This is a genomic window from Ligilactobacillus sp. LYQ139 (assembly GCF_045033025.1).
Taxonomy (GTDB): domain Bacteria; phylum Bacillota; class Bacilli; order Lactobacillales; family Lactobacillaceae; genus Ligilactobacillus.
On the sequence record NZ_JBJFZW010000009.1, the window covers coordinates 1 to 18,824 of the forward strand.

The following is an 18,824-nucleotide window of genomic DNA, read 5'->3' on the forward strand; positions in this document are numbered from 1 at the left end:
CGATTCATCCGGCAACACCGGCAGGTGTTACCCCGCAGCACCACCAGCAGCAGGGTAACCAGTTACCGGATACGGGTGACAGTCAGCACAATGACTGGTGGGCTATCGGAGGTACCTTATTAGCAGGGGCCGCTCTCTTAGCGCCTAAGAAGAAGCGTGAAGCATAAGTGCGGTTAACTCAATAAATAACGAATTCCACTGTTTGAGATTTTGAACAGTGGAATTTATTTGTAGAAAGGTGAGAGATTGATTTTTTTTTTGTGATATAAGATAATTTTTGTAAGTAACGATATGGTTTTAAGAGGTAATAAGATAATGAGAATAAAAAATTTAGGCCCTATAAAGAACGTAGAGATAAGTCTTAATAAAATGAATGTGTTTATTGGGAAAAATGGAACTGGTAAAACTTTGGGAGCATATGCGTTATTTGCGTTTATACATTGGTTTAACCATAGATTCGTTGCGGATATAATTAAGGAAGAGGATATAAAGGATATTTTACACAATGGAAATAAATTAATATCCGTAAATGAAGTAAAGAATAAAATTGCAAAACAAGCAAGTGAACAATTCAATTCAATTGGCTTTAACAACTTTAGTTCATTTTTCAACCATACTGGAGTATATACGAAATCGAGCAGAATCGAAGTGTCCCCTGAAGATGTTAATGCACTTTTAAGGACTAGAAAGAACAAAACTTTATGGTATTATTCTTGGCAGTTACGGAGGGAACAAGTAGATTTGTTTGTAGATGGTTCAGAAAAAAGTGAAGTTGAAACTAAAGATTGTAACAGAATAACTTGCAATCTAAATGGTAATTCCATAGAACTAAGTTATGAACCACAAATAGATATATCTGACGGTGAATTAGAGGATCAATTTAATGAATTCTGTGAGAATCATAATAGTCTGAGAGCTGTCAGTTTATGCATTCAGAATAATTTATTTGAACCTTTTCAATCGGCGCTGCCGGTATATTTACCAGCAGAAAGAATCGGTATAAATGTTTTTCGTCGTGACTTAAACCTTACTAGATTAAATAGCTTTCCTACGCAAGGAATTCAAAGTACAAATGAATTTCAACAGCAAAAAAGTCCGAGGAAATATTCGTTTCCGATCGAGAAATATATTTCCTTTGTTAATAATAACGTCGAGAAGTTAAATCAAATAAGTGAGTCAATAGATAAAAATGACTTAATTAATAAGTTTATCCCTGGTAGCTTTAAATATGATGGAAATGAGGATAAATTGACTTACGCTCTGCCGGACTCTTCTTCATCTACCTTAGATTTTGAGGGGATTTCTAGTTCATTGAAGTCTATATTTGGATTGGATTTATTTTTAAGGTCTGATCCAGAAGGAAAATGGTTATTTTTTGATGAACCTGAAATGAATTTACATCCTGAAAACCAACGATTGATTGCAAAATTACTTTACGAAATGGTGAAGAATAATATTCAATTGGTTATTTCTACTCACAGCGATTACTTTATTAAAGAATTAATAAATTGTGTCTTAAAGGATAAAGTAAAAGGTAAAAATACCGATGAAGTTAACGTGTATGAGTTCAAAGATGGTAGTGCAACTAACATAAATGATATTTTTAACATTGAAGAATCTGTTGAGAATTTTGATGATACTACCAGAAAAATTAATGACGAATATTACGAGCTTATTGATGAAATAGATGAATAGATGTGAGAAATATGTTTGAAAACTTTAATAAGTATAATGGAGATTGGTATAGCTTCCTTGATGCAGATTATTGTGACCGAAAAACGTTTAAGGTTGTGGAACAAAAATATTCATTAAACCTTAATCTAAATATTCGAGATGAGGATGTACTTTATTTTCGCCTCGAAGAATTTAAAGAGTTTCTTTCTGGTAGCAAAACATGTGGCCCAAAGGATTGCGATTTAACCATTCTTGAAGGAAAAGATATTTATCAAATAGAGATAAAGGATAGATCAGATTGTAGTAAAGTTGTCGAAGGAGCTAAAAAGCAACTCGAATCGGGTGATGATTTACTGCGCTTTATATTATGGTTTGTTGATCCTGAGAAGATGTGTGGTTTGAAAAACATTAAGTCTAAGCACGCCATATTATTTGTTCGTCAAAGAGACACTTTAGAGCGAGGATATAATCCTAAAGAAGAAAACGGGTGTGTTAAGTTGTATAGAACCATAGATAAACAGCAAAAAATGGGCACGTTTAATCTTAGAAAGATAATGGAGACTATAAAAGGCATCCAATATTAAGATTAAGGAATACAATGCACTCGGTATGTGATTTACATTTTAGTTATTTTTTTATATATCTTATACACGTGTTGTAGTTTTCCTTTTACACACCACCGGTAATTCGTTTCAGTATACGTATTGCAAGTTAGTAGCGTAATAATTGGCTTACCATCATGAGTGGCGGGCTGAATAGTGTTAGTGTCCCACTTTGTAATTGTTTTATTTGAATATACCTTATAACAGTAAACTCGGTGCATGTCTGTAATGTAGATCATGTCACCGGGTTTTACTTTATTTAAACGATGGAAAATGGTGTTTTGTACCATATGATGCCCAGCCAACGGGTAGTTGTTTTGCCCCATTTTTTGATCCGGACGCATTGTACAAGCGCCTAAGGCTAAATAAGCACTCCCGGGTCCATAGCCTTTAATGATTGGCAGGTAAATCTTTGCAGCTGGGATGCTAAGCTTACCAATTACGGGTGCATGTTTACTATTCCGAAGATTCTGTAATTCCATGGCCGCATTTGCTTGCGTTGTTTTAGCAGCATCAAAGTTCCCTTTCCGTTGTGCGTTCCTGGCAATATTCTTCCGTGTTGCTCGTTGCACGGTCCTTTCACTGGCATGATTAACCAGAAAATGTTGGACGAAGGGTAGGTGAATAGTAATAATTCCTAGTCCTAAAATTAAACCAATCCATGCCAAAAAACGACGCCATTTTTTCATAATTTTATCCTCCTGTTAAATTCAAAATTCACTGTCATTCCGGTTATTCCGGTTATTCCGATTACAAAGTATGGTGTTTCATCATTTTATATGATAGAAAATAATCAGATATACTGTATTTTAAGTTAGTTCTAAAATATAGCTATGTCAAATCTGAAGAAAGGATGATGGTAATGGGAACATTACTGATTAGTGCAGGGATCACTGGGATCGCTATGCTTGGTCGAACACACGCTTTAGCAACCGAACCAGATGTTGGCCAAAATACCAAGACGATTGTCGGGACTGGCTCAGGAACGAACGTCCAAGTTTTAGAAGACTTCCTTTGGCAGAAAGTCTTGCCTTGGATTTATGCTCCGGCATTATTTGTTTGTGTTTGCGGCTTTGTTGTAGCATGTGCTCGGTTAGCAGGAAGCAGCATCTTTGATAACCCACGGGGTCGTTCAATGGCAATTATCGGAATGATTGCCTGTGTTATCGCAGCTGTACTGATGATTAATGCGCAACCGATTATTGCGATTGCAGCTAACCAAGTGTTAGGTAATTAAGTGAGGGGATGATTAACGATGGCTGAACAACAAGAAGACCACGCAATTAGCCTGGAAGCGGAAATGGTTGCGAATATTCCTTCGCGGACGGAAGAAAAGACCATCCTTGGTTTTATTTCGGACCGACAACTCAGTATTTTAGGCGTGGGTGGAGGCCTTTCCGTAGTTGTCTATATTGGGCTAATGTTAATCCTTCGCTTATTCGGCCTCGGAACCATTACCCGCTTCTTAATTAGCTTACTTATTTCAGCAATTATTATGACCCCGTTCTTATATCTGTCCTTTAAACGGATCTATTCTGATAGCGTGAATCCTGTTGTTCTACATTATGCTTATGTTCAACGGCAAATTGACCGGCAGTGGGTGTCGGAATGTGGTGAATATATTAATTACCACACCAATCACGTTGTTAATAGAGATCCTGGCGTGTTTATCAGTGATGAAACTACAGCCGGATGGCGTGAACGGGAAATACCGGATGAAGAGGGGAGGGATTAGATGCCAACTAAGAAGTACAGCGGAGCAAAGTCCAACCAGCGCAATGAGCGTCATACGCTAAGTTATGTATTTTATGGCTTAGCAGTTGTTTTAGGTGCGAACTGCCTGATTAACTCATTTCGTTATGGCGCTAACCTCTGGGTAATTGCGTCAGGAATTGTGTTTACAGGGATTTTTGCCATCGGTGGTTATACGTTTGCTCATCAAGACTTTGCGAATAAACTCCGTGCCAAAACGGGTGTTTGGGTTAACAAACGTTTTCGGGAACACCAAAGAGCGCGGAATCGTGGCCGCCGTAATAATTCGTACCGTTAATTAAAATAAGTGGAATTACCAATGTCCTGTGGTGATTATTTGCGACGGTACGCGTCCACCACATTAAAGGGTGATGACTACCGGTCGTCATCCTTTTCCTTTAATAATTCAGATTTGACAAGCAGAAATGGAGTTCAAGTTTATGTACTACGCATTACTCGTAATTTTAGTTGTGGCGTTAGTAATTGCAGGGATCATGTTCTATCGTCACCAACACACCCCACGAAAATTTAATTCTGCACCACGTACTAGCGGTGAATCCGTTACAGATGATGTTGAAGATGATTGGGATGAAGACGAAGATGATGAGGATGATGTCCCTGAGGATGGCGAATTTGTCGATCCTGGGATTGTCCGGGCCAATAATGAAATCTTTGATGCCTGGGAACCGTTCCAGGAACTACTCAAGGACGCTGGGGTAGTCGATGTTATCGACGGTATGTTGGAATACGACGTCGGTGATGGCGCTAAGACCTTTGTGGGAATTGCTGAAATGGAACAGTCGAACCCGTTCCTAAAGACTTCATATGAAAAGGCCCTTGAAGACGTGCACAGTCAGTTGTTCTTGAGTGGACTAAGTGGCCACACCAAGATCTCCCTACAATGGGCTTTGACCGATATGCGGGCTTACTTTAAACAGGCTCACCAACGGATTGACCAGGATGAGCACGAATCTGAGAACCTCAAGGAGCTTGGCCATGAAGTATTAAAACAGGCCGAAGAGTTTGAACATGCTGGTGAGCGGTTTGAAAATCGGGTTTACGTGCAGTTCATCGTTAAAGTCCAGGATGACGACATTATTGAAGCCGAGACTGCGGACGATGTGATTAAGGAAGTCTATGCAAATGCTAATCAACAGCTTGATAGCGCCATTATGGCCGCTAATGCGTTTCTAGCTAATCGCCACCATAAATTAACCCGCCTTTATACTTACGACCTTTTAGCGCTTTTTTACCGGACCTTTAATCGGCACACAGCGCGCTCACATCCGTTTGAGCGCTTAGTCAGCAATCAAAACTTTAATCTTTTTACTACAGCAAGTGAAACGGATAAGAAGATTGATGATATTGACCGGATGGTACAGCTTGAGCAACAAATGCGGACATTAATTGATCATGATCCTCGGATGCAGGAATTACAGCAGAAAATGCAAGAACTTCGGTTGGCTTATCTTACTCGGCGGCATCAATTAGCGACCCAGGTTAGCAGGGAATTAGACCAGTCTCGAAAGGAGAAGCTTCGGGATGAATTACACCAACAGGAAAGACAGATAGCGGCAGAACGTGAGTCCATGACGGAGGAGGATGACTAATGGCGTTTTTTAAGAAACATTGTGCAAACCAAACGACCGTTGAAGATGAACCCCCAGTAATTAATGAAGACCCGGATTTTGGTCTTGAGAATGCAGGCCGTGTAGCATACATTCCAGTAGAAAAGAATAAATCAGCTTCCCGGTTTATTGGGGCACCAACGCAGACGGATACTTTCAGTCCAGCGTCAATCTCGATTGACTCCGGGGACAACCCAGACACAATTTTAATCGACGAAAGTGGAGCAGAACGGACGTATTCTCAACCATACTATGTTCCAGCGGCTGGTTACCCACGCCAGCTTGGAATGGATGTTTTACGGAATGTTATTTCCTTAGGGTGGGTTGATATTTCCCTTGATATTCATCCACAAGAAAATCAGATTGCTAACCGGGACTTAACCCGGATGAAAACCATTATCGAAGGAAACTTAATGTATCAGAGCGACAAGGGAATGCAGTTTCAAACTCGGGATAACCTAAATAAAGCGCAGAGCATTGAGAACCTGTTGAACGGGGTTATGAGTCAAACTGACGCTGTATTCCATTTGATTACCACTTTCCTAGTATATGGTGATAACCCAAATCAATTGAAGAAGCGGTGCGATCAGTTTGCCAAGATGATGGGAAACGAGGGTTTTACAGTTCAGAAGCTTAATAAACGGGTTAAATCTGGATTCCTTCAGACTATCCCAATTGGAGCGCAGTTAACGTCGCTGGATGATGCACTCCGGATTATTGATAGTCATGCGTTAGCGAAGTTGGACCCGGCCCAAAACGAAAAGGGACGGTTTAACGGCGGGATTCCGTTTGCAATTAACCAACAAACGGCTCAACAAAATATGGAATATCTAAATATTTTTGGAACGGAACAACATGCCCCAGCTAATTACAATATGGGGGTCGTTGGCTCGTCTGGTTATGGGAAATCTTTTGCGGTTAAGGTTAAGCTTTATCGGGAAGTTACTACTCTAGGATATTACGAACGTTCGATTGATCCACAGCGGGAATACGTTAAATTGGCTAGGCGGCTAGGACCGGATGCCTTAAATTTAGATTTCACGGAAGATAGCGATTTACGGATTAACCCGTGCCGACTGACCATTGCTGAGCGGCCTGTGAATGTGATGCGTAAGGATGATATTCAGGCAGATGAACAACAGCTTCGTCAATTGCTTCAGGAACAAAACATTAAACGAGGGCAGTTAGTCACCCATGGTGGGGAATACTATGTCCGGTATGTGCCGATTCAAAATAAGATTAATCAACTAATTAACTTTATTCGTCAAATTTATGCGGCAGAATTCGGTAATAAGGAAATCATGACCCCGGCTGAGCGAAATATCTTGGCCGAGGCCTTCAAAGAAGTTCTACACCAAATGAGCATCACCGCTGATCCAGAATCGTTATTTACAGGTGAGCCCAGCGTCGTTGATAACCAGTACTTTGAGAATACGCCCAAACGGGAACCCACTTTATCAGATATTGTCCACATAATTCGGGAGGACTATTATCAAGCGGATAAGACAGATACAGCGGCTAACCGGTTATTACAGGTGCTTTCCCCATATCTACGAGACGGATCAACGCCGATTTTTGATGGTCAGACTTTCTATGGCTACGGGAAAGGAACGGACTTATCAAAGTATCACTACGTAAACTTTAATATTTCCGAACTGCACGGGTCCTTTAAGCAAATTGCTGCATATGTGATTGCCCAGATTAATTGGGATAACTGGATTACGAACCCTGATTATGCGGAGCAAAAAAAGGTTTTGTGTATCGACGAAGTTCTGGAGCAGATTAAGAACCCGATTTTTGGGGACTTTATTGAAACGTCGGTTCGGCAGGCCCGGAAGTTTAACGCCAGCATTGTTTGGTTAGCTCAGGACTTAGACCAGTTAAAGGATAGCAATAAGTTCCGGCCGTTAATTTCTAACTCGAATTTCTTCTTCTTTGCGCACGTCAATGAATCAGAGCGTCATGTTACTCAGAGCTTGTTCAACCTTAACAACGGAGTAATGGATCGGCTATGTTCTAAAACTGAACCCGGTGAAGGAATTCTGATGGATGAAAGTCAGCAACTCTGGGTAAAGCTTTGGAATGCACCAGGTGATATGGAATATGCCGAAAGTAATGAAGGTAAAGTGCGGGCTCGGAAACGCCAAACGGCTCAACAGATGCAGAATTTAGATGATGATGTCTTGGCACGACAACATCGTTCTGCGGCAGAGATTGATTAATTGAAGGGTGGTGAGAAATAATGAATCCGATTGTGAAAGGCGCAAATCGATTCCTATTTGGGATGATGGGGGCATCTAGTTCGTCCTCCGGTGGTTTTAACGTTGCTAATACGGGTAAAGCTCTTGGATTGAATCCTAAAGGTGCGTTACATGTTGCAAAACAAGCGGGACGTGACATTGCCCACGGTCACTTAGGTGCTGCAGCGCACACTGTCGGGAATGGTCTCTCTTCCTGGGCACATCATAGCTTAATTGGAAAACAAGCGGCCGCAACAACAAAGGGAGCTAAGGACCTTGTAGCCGGTCATCCGGTTAAAGCGGCTAAAGACTTGAGTAAAGCCCCTACAACCCAAGCAGTAAAAAAGAAAGCGAGTGCTGCTGTTCACGAAGTTTCGTCCGCCATTGCTTCAGCGGTCGCTAAATGTATTTCAGCCTTATTCTGGTCGTTAGGAATTTTTCAGTTTATGCAACAACACAGTGTTGCGGCAACTATTTTCCGGATTGTAGATACAAACACTAAAAATGGTGCGTTAGTCGTTGGCGATAATTTAAATCAAATTGTTAACAATAATCCATTAGGGCTAATTTTTGACCAGAAAAATGCTGATATTTGGGCTGGATATATAGGGAAGATTAACGCTATCTTCATCGTCTTCATGTTAGCCCTCCTAATCGGTGGGTTTGTCATTAATGCAGCTAAATTACCGATTAGTGTAATTTTCAATAGTCCCCAAATGCGAACGCAATCCATTACTGGCATGGTCCGAGCGATTGTTAGTGTTATTTTAGTTGGCTTTGAACCTATCTTATTGGGAATTGCGTGCCAATTTGATGGAGCCATTCTTATGGTGATTGCAAATACTGCCCAGTCATTAAGTATTGGCGGACATAGCCTTTGGACTATCATGTGTACAATGGGCGTGAACGTTCAAAACTTTTCTGACGTAGCCGGAAAATCTGTTAGTGGTTTTATCTTTAACTTTGTTTTTCTACTGGCTAACGTTGGAATTACTTTCTGGGTATTTGGTTATTATATTTATCGTCAAATTACATTTGTTTGGCTGTATCTCTCCAGTTTTATTCAGATCCCGTCGATGATGTTTGATGGCAAAGCTAATTCCTTCTGGAAGTGGGTCCAGAATATGTTTAGTACTATCTTTATTCAAGATATTCATGCCTTTGCGTTAATGACACTTGCTGTTTTCTGGGGGGCGCAGCAGGAAGTCGGAGCAAATTTGGATGATCCTTTTAAGAACTTCACGGCGACAATGTTTATGATGGTTACGTTGCTGTTATTTCAGCCATTAACACGAGCTATTGCGCGACAATTAAACTTCGATACTAATATGACGGACATCTTAACAGGAGCATCTTCAAATGCCATGCGGGGTGTTGCCAGCAGTGCAGCTACTACTGGGATGATTGGTATTAATGGTATGTTACATGCTGGAGCGGCAGCAGGTCATGCTGTTGGTGCGGCAATAGGCGCTGGTACAAAGATGATGCTACCAGGCGGTAAAGAAGGCTTGCTTGCTACAGGTGTTCGTCGTGGATTGAACTTTGAACCCCAAAATCAATTAGGTAAGATGATGGGTAATTTGAAAGGTCTCCTAGGTGACGCCCAAGATCTAACTGGTGTAATGTGGGGGACAGCGGAATTAACTGGTGCAGATGGCGAACCTAATCCCGTGGGAGCGAATTTGGAACCTCTTTCCCGAACGCGATTAGGTGGTTATGTTTCCAATAATCACGCAGCGGTTCTTCGCCAAAATGGTGGTGCTCGCGGATTAGGAATTAATAAAGCGGATGGGAAGCCTAAAGACGGTGGCCCTAAGAACGGAGGGAAGCCCAATGGAGGAGGGGGGATCCTTCCTGGCGGTGGTCCGGACGGTCGTGCACGGGGATTAAGCTTTATGGCGGGAATCTTTGGCAGCCGCGCCCATGGTCAAGTTAGTCAGGCAATTGCACGAAATATGACTCAAAGTGCTCCAACGAGTGGGAATGCCAAGACCAGTCAAATGATGAATTGGGCACGAAATATTTCTGGATCTCAGGCTGCTCGTACTGGGCAATTAACTGCAGCTGCACAGCAGAAGGCGTGGCATCATTACTATGCTCAAAACCATCCACAAGACGTTAACCAAGCACAACAGGCGTTCTATAGTAACCCAGATCTGGTAAGACAGCATTTTATGGCTGCCAATATGGAACATGCAATTCGGACAGCTGGAGGCGAGCCTGGAGCACCAAATGTTAACGCAGGACAAGCCATGTCTGCTTTTCAAGATGGTTTAGAAACAGGCGGTTATACACCTGAACAGGCGAATACAATCGCACATAGTATGGCTGTACCAACTATGTCAGGACTGGGTGGCATTAGTCGGGATGGAGCATTAGCTAATAACGGCAATTATGCGGATTACGGAAATGTCCCTACAGGAACCTATTCTGGCAGTGATGCGGGACCAATACGCGATTATCCGGGATCAAACTATGTCCAAAACTGGGCAGAAGCACCTGCAATGTTTGACGCAAGTGCGGACTATACTATGCCAAAGACTACTGCATTTTCGATTAACGGGTTATACGATCAAGTTAAAGATTCTCGCGGTTATGTTCCGGATGGCACTGTTAATCTACACGTGACAAATGGTTCTTCTTATTTAACAGCACAAGATCCCAATGGTGGGATGATGACCGTTTCAGGTTTTGGGGCGGGTGATCCTAACCTTGAAGCTGGGCAGGAGTTTGTTCAACCAATGTCTTTTGGTGAAATGGCTGATCCAAATGCTCCAACAAATGCCGAACCATTTATATACAAGACATTACAACCGGCGGGTGAATCAGGGACCTTTTATAACCACTTAGGCCAAGGACAAGTTGAACAAACACCGCCATCTGTTCAGAATGCGGTTCGACAAATTGCTAATCGAGATTTTGATTACTGGAATAACCCACAAGGTAATGACCATGGTTATATCTCATATGGTTCTATTCCGGCTGCTAACAACGTAGTTGACCGGGGTGGTTACGACATGGCCATGCTTGCTGCGGATGATCACTATAAGGACTTCGCTCTGGACGGGAATAAATATGGTTCGTATATATCTGCCTATGATACCAACTCTAATCAACGGGTGCGGATTTCTCCAATGATGAATGGGGCTACTAACTTAGGTGAACATGTTGGGTTTACAGCACCGTTAAATTACGGCGAAGATGCTTTTTCCACTCAAGGAGGGGCGTTTAAGTTTAGTGGTAATAGTCAGGCAACAGCAACTGAACAGGATGTTGCTGCTATGCAAGATTGGTTAGCTAAAGTTAATTTATCGCAATATATGCGACAAGTTCCGTTTAATCAGAATAACTGGTTGGCTAATCATGAAGGTGCCCAAAACATCGGGCAAGTCTCAACCTTTGGGAGTTAGTGAGGCGAACGGTGATGAATGCGAAACGTTTAACTCAATGGGATCGTTATATGGTTTATGCGCAACTGGGATTATTAGTAATTAGCGTAATTACACCCGTCTTGTTTAATCGGATTAGTTGGTGGATGATTGCAATTTGGTTATTGCCTGGGGTGAGGTATCTTGTGTTTCCAGTATATCCAGAGCAAAAGGCGGAATTGTTTGCAAGCTGGGTTGATCGCTTTGTACCATTTACTACGTTAGAAGCAGCGCTTAATCGTAAATCGGATATACCTTGGGGGACGTTTGCAATTCGGTTAGGTGGAATTGCAATGTGTATTCTCCTGATTGTTAAGAACGGTTATCAGTTGTTGTACCTTGAGTTACGCTATTGGTCATATGGTCAACAAGTTGAGCTTGATCCGACTACACCAATTGAACAAACATTATCAGGTTATCATTTGGCGAGTGCTGAAAAGCAGGTATTACGAACGTGGGCGCTAAGTAATGAACCTGCCCATCAACGGGAATACAGAAAAACATTGACGGCATTGCATGAATTAACGATTGCGCAACAATATGCCCCGTTGGGAATCAATATAACGCAATCACGATTTAGTCGTACTGAGTTGGAAGACAAAACGAAACAAACAGGAAAATAATTTAGAAGATAGTTATCAAATTTCTTGGTAACTATTTTTCATTACAAGAGCATTTCATTTGTGAAACCGCGGAATTTTGAACAGATGAAAGGAGTATAATACTAACCGGTTCGTTGTTTTGCCATTAATTATGATTTTTTGTCCTTAAAGGGTAGCATTTATACAAATACATGGTATAATCATAGTTGTAAAGTTGATAAACAAAAGCAAAGGGGTTTTAACAATGAAGAAATCAACTAAAGTATTAGGTGCAATGGCAGCAATTGGGGCTTCAACAACATTGGTTGGGGGTGCGGTTCATGCTGATTCAGTTACAACCAATAAACCACAAACCAACGAAGTTCAAAGCCTGAACGCTAAGCCGGTTAGTGTCGCTGATGCTCAGAACAAAGTAAATAGTGACCAGTCCAAGGTCAACGCAGACAAGCAGCAAGTTTCAACCGACCAGAGCAATGTCAACAAGGACCAGAATGATGTTGATAAGTACTCTAAGGACGTCCAAGATAGTAAGACCCAGACACCGGCTGTAAAGGACCAGATTAGTAAAACAAATGCTAATATTCAGGACGATCAGTCTAAGATTAGCGCTGACCAAAATACGATTAATAATGATCAATCTAAGGTTAACGCTGACCAGTCACGTGTTACTGCAGATCAAACAAACGTTACAGCAGCTCAGGATAAGGTTAATAGCGCACAAGATGCGGTTAACCAAGATAACCAGCGAATTAATGATATTCATCATGCTCAACAAATTGCTGATCAGGCTCAGCAAAATGTTAATAAAGATCAGCAAACTATCTCTAGTGACCAGAACGCATTAACAATGGCTCAAAATGCTCTGGGACCAACACAGAGTGCGGCAGATACCGCTAGTCAAAAAGCATCTACAGCTCAGAGTGATTTGACTGCCGCTCAAAATAAAGTGCAATCTGACCAAAATAACATTAACTCAACACAGGATAGTTTAAATAACGTTACGGCTGAAATTAATGCTCATAATGTGATAGACGTACCATCAAGTTATACGGATAGTTTGTTATCAAGTGGTTCATCATCAGATCAGCAGAATGCATTTTCTCAGGGGATGAATGACCCTGCTAATACGTATCATTCAAGTCCGGAATATGATTATGACGTTGATCCAACTCACTTAACTTCACAACAGCAGCAAGATTTAGCAACGTGGATTGCTCAATTAGTTAACCCTATTCGGGAAAAATTAGGGAATGCACCATTAACTGTTAACCAATCTGCATTGAATTTTGCAAATGCGGTTGCTCAAGGATATAACCAAGATAAGTGGAGTATTTACAACGGTCATGATGTTTCAGCTATTGAAAATGCAGCAAAACAGTATGGATTAAATAGTACAGCAGGGAATATTTATGAAGATGCTGCGACAACAGGTTTAAGTAATACAACATGTACGATGAATGATTTGCGTGCCAATATTTATGGCGCTTTGAAAAATCTGTTATTTAGTGATCCGCAACATGCTCAAAGTGTAACGGGATACAATTGGGGAAACAATAAGGAAGCATCGTACTTTGGATTTTCTTTTGATAATTTAGGACAATTTCATTTTGAACAAATTCATACAGGTGATGGAGAAACAGTACCAAGTGATATTGAAAATACAAATCTATTTAGTATTAGTAATAATATCCCTGTACCCGCAGATGATTTATCGTCATTAGAGCAACAACAGTCTTCTTTACAGCAACAATTAGCAGCACAAAAGAACCAATTAGCAACTGATCAACAAGCCGTTACGACTGCACAAAATAATGTTAATAGTGCTAACGAAGCATTAGCAAGTGCTAACAATGCATTAGCAGGAGTTAAGCAAGCTTACCAAAATGCACAAACAGCATTAAATTCTGCTCAGAATAAGTTAGCGCAAGATCAAGCTACTCTGAAACAAGCCCAAGCGGATGTTCAGAATGCTCCACAGGAATTACAGCAGATGAACACTCAGTTAGCTACTGATCAGCAGGCACTAACGAATGCTCAGAATAATCTGAACGCTACCAAAGCGAAGTTGCAAAATGACCAAACAACTCTCCAGAATGATCAGAACATTCTGAATGCTGCTAAGTCCCAGTTAGCTGCTGATCAGCAGAAGCTGCAAAATGACCAAAATGCTTTAAAACAGTTACAACAACAATTATCCGATTATCAGAACGCACCGCAGTTGTTAGCCCAAGCTAAGCAACAGTTGGCAACCGACCAGGCTAAGTTGGCTGCTGACGAAAGCCGGTTAGCGACGGATGAAGATGCTTTAACGCAGGATACAACCGTACTAAACAATGCTAAATCTAACGCAACAAAGGAAGCTCAGGCCAAAGCTAACCGAGAACAAACCCAGCGTGCAAAGAATTCTTTTGAAATTGGTAGTTCATACGTTCTTGGAAACGGTAGTCGGGAAGCAGTTGCAATGCCAACGGTTAAGGCGGACGTTGTTCCAGATCCAGATGCAAAGGAAGTTGGACAAGCTAAACAATACAAAAAGGAACCTGGACAAGCTAAACAACATAAGCGGGCATTACCTGACACCGGCGATGCTGGTGAGAGCAGTGTCCTTGATTTGCTAGGATTTGCAATACTGTCATTGCTCGGTGATGCTGGTTATCGGCGGAAACGTCATGACTAAGCAAACGCGTCGGACGATTTGGTTGCCGTTAAATTCATGGGTAGAGTTTAAGCGTTTAGCAGAATCGTTGGGAACAACACCTTCAAATATCATTAAATCATTGATTTTTGATATGGTAGAAGATGCTAAAAAACTGCAAGAAATACTGCGACAAAACGTTCCCGAAGAACAGCAAAAACAAAGGGCTCTCTATGTAGTTGATGAGCAGTGGAATCAATTGCAAAAATTTAGTCGCCAAGCAAAGATTAGCCGACCACAAGTGGTTCGTAAAATGATTGCATGGAAATTAGCTCATACGACATTACCCAAGACGGTACTAAAACAACCCAAAAAAAGATTTCGAATAACGCTTAGTGAAGATTTATGGAAATGCCTAAATCATCGTGCGAAACAGATGGATCGGACTGTTTCTTCTATTATCGAAGAAGCGCTACGGGAATCGCATATGTTGTAAACGTGGAAGGAAGTAGAATGTGCCTACTTCCTTTTTTGTATTCAGATATACTATAATATCGGTATATCTACAAATACCATAAAGAGGAGATTGTCTGATGGAGAATGATGACAAACAACAAATTACTCGTGCACTGTGGGCAATTTGTATTTTTATTGCGATTAACTGGATAGTTCAACCACTACTAAATCATGTTTTGGCATTCCCAGTTCGTGGATTAAGTGGTTTGTTCGCAACTATTGTCGGAATTGTAGTTATATTACTTCTATCAACTTCTGGAGAACGACAGAGTTTTTTAGGGCCCACGAAAAAAGAACATATGAGAATATGGCCATTCCTTATGTTAATTTGTATAGCGTGCTTAATTGAAGTGATTGGCAAGAGCGTAGGACAGGGAATAACCACTGCGTTATATCACATGACACAATCCCAGTTTCAAACAGGAGTACAAAACGTAACAAAGGGAGTAAATAATACTTTTTTCTTTGTAGTTTACTCACTGTTTATTGCACCCTTTTTGGAAGAAGCCGTTTTCCGTGGATACTTATTGCATCGGTTAGAAAAGTTTGGACCTACAGTAGCAATTTTTGTTTCAGCGTTAGCCTATGCTATTTTCCATGCTAGTGTTGTTACTATTTCGTTTATTTTCTTGTTATCATTACTGCTAGGTTATATTTCTTACCAATATGGTGTTCGATGGGCAATCTTCTTCCATATGGTTGATAATGCTTTTATTCCGATTATCGCTAGTTTCTTTCCGATTTCGTCGGTTGAATTAACTGAATTTGCGATTTACATTGTTGGAGCACTCATTGCTTGTTTGATCCTATTGATGAATTTAGAGCAAATTATTTTGTGGTTTAAAACACATAAATCTAAAGAGCATTCGTGGAATATGGTTTTGGTGAACGTTCCAATGGGTATCTTACTAGTTGCTGGTATTATTGCTTACGCATTACAAATTATCTGATTTATTGAAAGAAGCTAAGAGGCTTCTTTTTTTTGCTCTTATAAAATGGTAATATAATTACGAATATACCGTAGATAAAGCATAATCAGACATTTAGGGGTGTGCACATGCCATTAATAAAAGATGGACAAGAAGTAATGTCAACTCAAGAAGAAGAAGTAATACTTGAAGATAAAACTTGGAATAGATACGTCCAACAACACGAGCGTCAATTTTCAGAATTAATCAATTATCTTCGAGTTTATCTAACAACGGAAATCCTTCAGCATACTAAACCAGCATATTCTGATAAGAAGCAACAAGACCAAATAAAAGATGCCTGTATTGACCGTTTACCGCGGGCATTCACTTACTCTTTTGGGAAAGGGCACGCAGCGGCTTTTGAATGGCTTCGTACAGTAGAAGCAAATATCGATGTGAGTTTGTTTGCTAACCAGGAGTTTACTGCAAATGCCAGCATAAACTATCAGCGTTCACTTACTTCGCCAGATGTTCTTGAACGGACATTAAAAAATGATATTAACAATCGTTTTCTGGTCTACTTAGAGGAAATTGCTGAAAATATGTACGAATCATTTATGCAAGTTAGTCGATTCCTTTTCTTTAAAGGTTTTAATCAGGGAATTAATGATGTGGCGCAATCGTTCGGTATTTGCCCGGAAACAGATAGTTTTACCAAGATGAGTGGTTTACCAACCAATCTTAGTGTCGAATTTACCCCCGTCATGAACGGACGATTAATGTTTGCAGATAATAACACCGAACAGTGGGCGTTAAAGTGGGATTTGGCTTTTAGTCGCTACGATCAAGCTAACCATGAATACTATCTTTATGACCATACTCAATTAATGATCACAGTTCACCGAACATCTTGGCATGCAATTCAACAAGGAAAGAATTGCGGCGAATTAACCGCAAAGATTGCACAAGAATATCTGCGTCAGAATGGATTTAAACCGGGACAAGCTAATCCGAATATTCTAATTATTGAATATGTTCCTTTATCAGGGTTAGATTCATCGCAACCACGCTTTACTAACCGGGATCAACAATTATTAAGATTATCAAAAAGGATCCGGAAGGCGTTAGACACCTTAAAACAAAAAGATGTGCAAAGTAGAGGTAATGAGTTACAACTATTAAATAAAGAACTTCGGCGCTTAAATGATATACGTCAGTGTCCAGAGCAACTTAATCCTGCAGAGGAGCAACAACTGGCTGGATGTATAGTTAGATTATTTAGTGAACAGATTCATGTTCCAATTGAAAATTGCGTTTTGATTACTAATAAATAGCTTAGAGGGTTTCGTATGAAAGAAATAATCATCTTTGGAACTCCAAGGGCACGTGATATGTGGCATCGTGTTTTTGAATCTGGAGGATTACACGTTAATGCTTCATATGGTTTAAAAACAATTATTGAACCCGAAAAAACCTTGGAGTTAATCAAACCACGTCGGGTGGACATCGCATACATTGATACGTCTGATTTAAAGAGCAAATCTCAGGAGAGACGAGAGGTTTATTTAAACGGAATAACTACAATCGCACGTAAATTATCAACTGATCCTCAAATAAATAAACGGTTGGCGCTGTTTCTTCCTAAAGAATTGCCAATTGATATGGCAAACATGATTTCCCTTGCATTTACTTTTAACGTATATGATTTGTTCAAACCAGAAAACGATAGTAAGGGTCAGATCAACGTAAGTGCGATTGTTAATCAGCTACGGAGGACTAGCAATATCAATGATGCGATGACGGTGTATAAAGTGGCACAGGCGGTTATTGAAAATCAAGCAAATCCAGCTACTAATATATCCAATGGAGCAACAGTGACGGGATTAGATACTCCCTCTCAGAGTTTTGCAACGCATGAAACGGCAGATTTATCTACTGACAAACAAGATATTGACAAACTGTTAGAACAGCTAACATCAGCACCAACAAATGAACATCAAGATTCTGAAGATGGGGCAGAAAATACAACACATTCGAAACAGGATTCGGATACTGCATCTCCAAGACAGTTCAAGCGGAAACCTCGTCTAAAAGGGGAGCGGTTGCCAACGTTAGAAGAGCTTTCACAGCCCCAAAAGCCTTCTTCAACTGAAAAGGAAAAAGTATTACAGGAAAAGCGAAAGGTAAAACACCATCGTTCGATTATGCCCCTCGTCTTAGGTTGTATCGTTGCTTGCGGACTAGTTGGCGGGGCCATTTTCTTTATTCAAAATGGGTTAAGCCAGAGTGCGCAAACTAATGCTACTAAACAGGAAAAAACGAATTCAAGGGTAGCGTTAGCCGAATTACTAACCAAGCATGAATGGTCCAAAGCAGCATTAAAATTTCCGCAGAGTGATACACGCATTGATAATTACATTCTTGGTGCAGACAGTGTGAATGACAAGATTAGTGCTGTGAATACAGTTTATGAAACGCTGTCGAAGCCTTCAGCATCAGTTCAATTGGATTATGCTTATTTTCATCATCAATGGAAAACGGTAGTTAAGGAACAGAAACACGCAAACTTAACACAGCAACGAAAGGTGATGTTAAGTAAGGCATACCTCGCCCTAGGCAATCTTAACGAGGCCAAAAAGATGGCAAAAGAGGTTAATTTAAAACCACTAAATGAACAGATTTCAGCTTATGAACAGCTAACTAAGGCTAACCAACAAATTCAGGATAAGTTGAAGAACGGTAATTTATCGAACGATGATAAGAACAAATTACAAGCTTCCTTGTCGTCGAATAACCAGACATTAAAGCAATTAACTAACAACTAATAAGGAGCGAT

General features: G+C 40.5%; 16 protein-coding genes. 15 read left to right on the plus strand and 1 reads right to left on the minus strand.

All coding sequences use genetic code 11. The annotated features are described in order from the left end of the window. Positions 1-2: 2 nt before the first annotated feature. The 3 genes from ACI3E1_RS07210 (at position 3) to ACI3E1_RS07220 (ending at position 2,258) form a co-directional block, all read left to right on the plus strand. A complete protein-coding gene (locus ACI3E1_RS07210) occupies positions 3-167 on the plus strand; it encodes an LPXTG cell wall anchor domain-containing protein (protein WP_405025017.1) in 165 nt (54 codons plus the stop codon). A gap of 148 nt (positions 168-315) precedes the next feature. Then, positions 316-1,695: an AAA family ATPase gene (locus ACI3E1_RS07215; RefSeq protein ID WP_405024980.1), complete on the plus strand. Its 1,380-nt coding sequence runs from the start codon at positions 316-318 to the stop codon at positions 1,693-1,695. Positions 1,696-1,706: 11 nt separating this feature from the next. Further along, the gene (locus ACI3E1_RS07220) at positions 1,707-2,258 is read left to right on the plus strand and encodes a hypothetical protein (protein WP_405024981.1); all 552 of its coding nucleotides are present in this window, start codon (positions 1,707-1,709) and stop codon (positions 2,256-2,258) included. 32 nt (positions 2,259-2,290) lie between these two features. On the opposite strand, the gene ACI3E1_RS07225 is transcribed toward ACI3E1_RS07220, so the two are convergent. Next, positions 2,291-2,965, minus strand: coding sequence for a class A sortase (locus tag ACI3E1_RS07225; RefSeq protein WP_405024982.1), 675 nt, complete (start codon positions 2,963-2,965; stop codon positions 2,291-2,293). 173 nt (positions 2,966-3,138) lie between these two features. On the opposite strand from ACI3E1_RS07225, the gene ACI3E1_RS07230 reads away from it, so the two are divergent. The 12 genes from ACI3E1_RS07230 (at position 3,139) to ACI3E1_RS07285 (ending at position 18,813) form a co-directional block, all read left to right on the plus strand. Next, positions 3,139-3,513, plus strand: coding sequence for a hypothetical protein (locus tag ACI3E1_RS07230; RefSeq protein ID WP_405024983.1), 375 nt, complete (start codon positions 3,139-3,141; stop codon positions 3,511-3,513). Positions 3,514-3,531: 18 nt separating this feature from the next. Continuing rightward, positions 3,532-4,011: a hypothetical protein gene (locus tag ACI3E1_RS07235; protein WP_405024984.1), complete on the plus strand. Its 480-nt coding sequence runs from the start codon at positions 3,532-3,534 to the stop codon at positions 4,009-4,011. Then, positions 4,012-4,326: a hypothetical protein gene (locus ACI3E1_RS07240; protein ID WP_405024985.1), complete on the plus strand. Its 315-nt coding sequence runs from the start codon at positions 4,012-4,014 to the stop codon at positions 4,324-4,326. It abuts the gene before it with no gap. 142 nt (positions 4,327-4,468) lie between these two features. Continuing rightward, positions 4,469-5,638 (plus strand): hypothetical protein, encoded by a 1,170-nt coding sequence (locus ACI3E1_RS07245; RefSeq protein ID WP_405024986.1) that lies wholly within the window; start codon positions 4,469-4,471, stop codon positions 5,636-5,638. After that, positions 5,638-7,878 carry a VirB4 family type IV secretion system protein gene (locus ACI3E1_RS07250; protein ID WP_405024987.1) on the plus strand — a complete coding sequence of 747 codons (2,241 nt, stop codon included), beginning with the start codon at positions 5,638-5,640 and terminating at the stop codon, positions 7,876-7,878. The genes ACI3E1_RS07245 and ACI3E1_RS07250 overlap by 1 nt, the downstream gene beginning before the upstream one ends. A 20-nt stretch (positions 7,879-7,898) precedes the next feature. Further along, positions 7,899-11,306: a hypothetical protein gene (locus tag ACI3E1_RS07255; protein WP_405024988.1), complete on the plus strand. Its 3,408-nt coding sequence runs from the start codon at positions 7,899-7,901 to the stop codon at positions 11,304-11,306. A gap of 14 nt (positions 11,307-11,320) precedes the next feature. Further along, entirely contained in the window at positions 11,321-11,947 is a 627-nt protein-coding gene (locus tag ACI3E1_RS07260) for a hypothetical protein (RefSeq protein ID WP_405024989.1), read from the plus strand. A 223-nt stretch (positions 11,948-12,170) separates the two neighbouring features. Next, complete coding sequence (locus tag ACI3E1_RS07265) at positions 12,171-14,603, plus strand: SEC10/PgrA surface exclusion domain-containing protein (protein ID WP_405024990.1); 2,433 nt, start codon at positions 12,171-12,173, stop codon at positions 14,601-14,603. Beyond that, positions 14,596-15,057: a CopG family transcriptional regulator gene (locus ACI3E1_RS07270; protein WP_405024991.1), complete on the plus strand. Its 462-nt coding sequence runs from the start codon at positions 14,596-14,598 to the stop codon at positions 15,055-15,057. Before ACI3E1_RS07265 ends, ACI3E1_RS07270 begins: the two co-directional genes overlap by 8 nt. A gap of 97 nt (positions 15,058-15,154) precedes the next feature. After that, positions 15,155-16,027, plus strand: a complete 873-nt coding sequence (locus ACI3E1_RS07275; protein ID WP_405024992.1) for a CPBP family intramembrane glutamic endopeptidase — start codon at positions 15,155-15,157, stop codon at positions 16,025-16,027. A gap of 107 nt (positions 16,028-16,134) precedes the next feature. Continuing rightward, on the plus strand, positions 16,135-17,322 hold the full coding sequence (locus ACI3E1_RS07280; RefSeq protein ID WP_405024993.1) for a hypothetical protein: 1,188 nt from the start codon (positions 16,135-16,137) through the stop codon (positions 17,320-17,322). A gap of 15 nt (positions 17,323-17,337) precedes the next feature. Further along, positions 17,338-18,813: a hypothetical protein gene (locus ACI3E1_RS07285; protein WP_405024994.1), complete on the plus strand. Its 1,476-nt coding sequence runs from the start codon at positions 17,338-17,340 to the stop codon at positions 18,811-18,813. Positions 18,814-18,824 lie beyond the last annotated feature (11 nt).

Coding starts and splice junctions, on each gene's coding strand:
- ACI3E1_RS07215 (WP_405024980.1), top strand. CDS start 316: ATGAGAATAAAAAATTTAGGCCCTATAAAGAACGTAGAGATAAGTCTT.
- ACI3E1_RS07220 (WP_405024981.1), top strand. CDS start 1,707: ATGTTTGAAAACTTTAATAAGTATAATGGAGATTGGTATAGCTTCCTT.
- ACI3E1_RS07225 (WP_405024982.1), bottom strand. CDS start 2,965: ATGAAAAAATGGCGTCGTTTTTTGGCATGGATTGGTTTAATTTTAGGA.
- ACI3E1_RS07230 (WP_405024983.1), top strand. CDS start 3,139: ATGGGAACATTACTGATTAGTGCAGGGATCACTGGGATCGCTATGCTT.
- ACI3E1_RS07235 (WP_405024984.1), top strand. CDS start 3,532: ATGGCTGAACAACAAGAAGACCACGCAATTAGCCTGGAAGCGGAAATG.
- ACI3E1_RS07240 (WP_405024985.1), top strand. CDS start 4,012: ATGCCAACTAAGAAGTACAGCGGAGCAAAGTCCAACCAGCGCAATGAG.
- ACI3E1_RS07245 (WP_405024986.1), top strand. CDS start 4,469: ATGTACTACGCATTACTCGTAATTTTAGTTGTGGCGTTAGTAATTGCA.
- ACI3E1_RS07250 (WP_405024987.1), top strand. CDS start 5,638: ATGGCGTTTTTTAAGAAACATTGTGCAAACCAAACGACCGTTGAAGAT.
- ACI3E1_RS07255 (WP_405024988.1), top strand. CDS start 7,899: ATGAATCCGATTGTGAAAGGCGCAAATCGATTCCTATTTGGGATGATG.
- ACI3E1_RS07260 (WP_405024989.1), top strand. CDS start 11,321: ATGAATGCGAAACGTTTAACTCAATGGGATCGTTATATGGTTTATGCG.
- ACI3E1_RS07265 (WP_405024990.1), top strand. CDS start 12,171: ATGAAGAAATCAACTAAAGTATTAGGTGCAATGGCAGCAATTGGGGCT.
- ACI3E1_RS07270 (WP_405024991.1), top strand. CDS start 14,596: ATGACTAAGCAAACGCGTCGGACGATTTGGTTGCCGTTAAATTCATGG.
- ACI3E1_RS07275 (WP_405024992.1), top strand. CDS start 15,155: ATGGAGAATGATGACAAACAACAAATTACTCGTGCACTGTGGGCAATT.
- ACI3E1_RS07280 (WP_405024993.1), top strand. CDS start 16,135: ATGCCATTAATAAAAGATGGACAAGAAGTAATGTCAACTCAAGAAGAA.
- ACI3E1_RS07285 (WP_405024994.1), top strand. CDS start 17,338: ATGAAAGAAATAATCATCTTTGGAACTCCAAGGGCACGTGATATGTGG.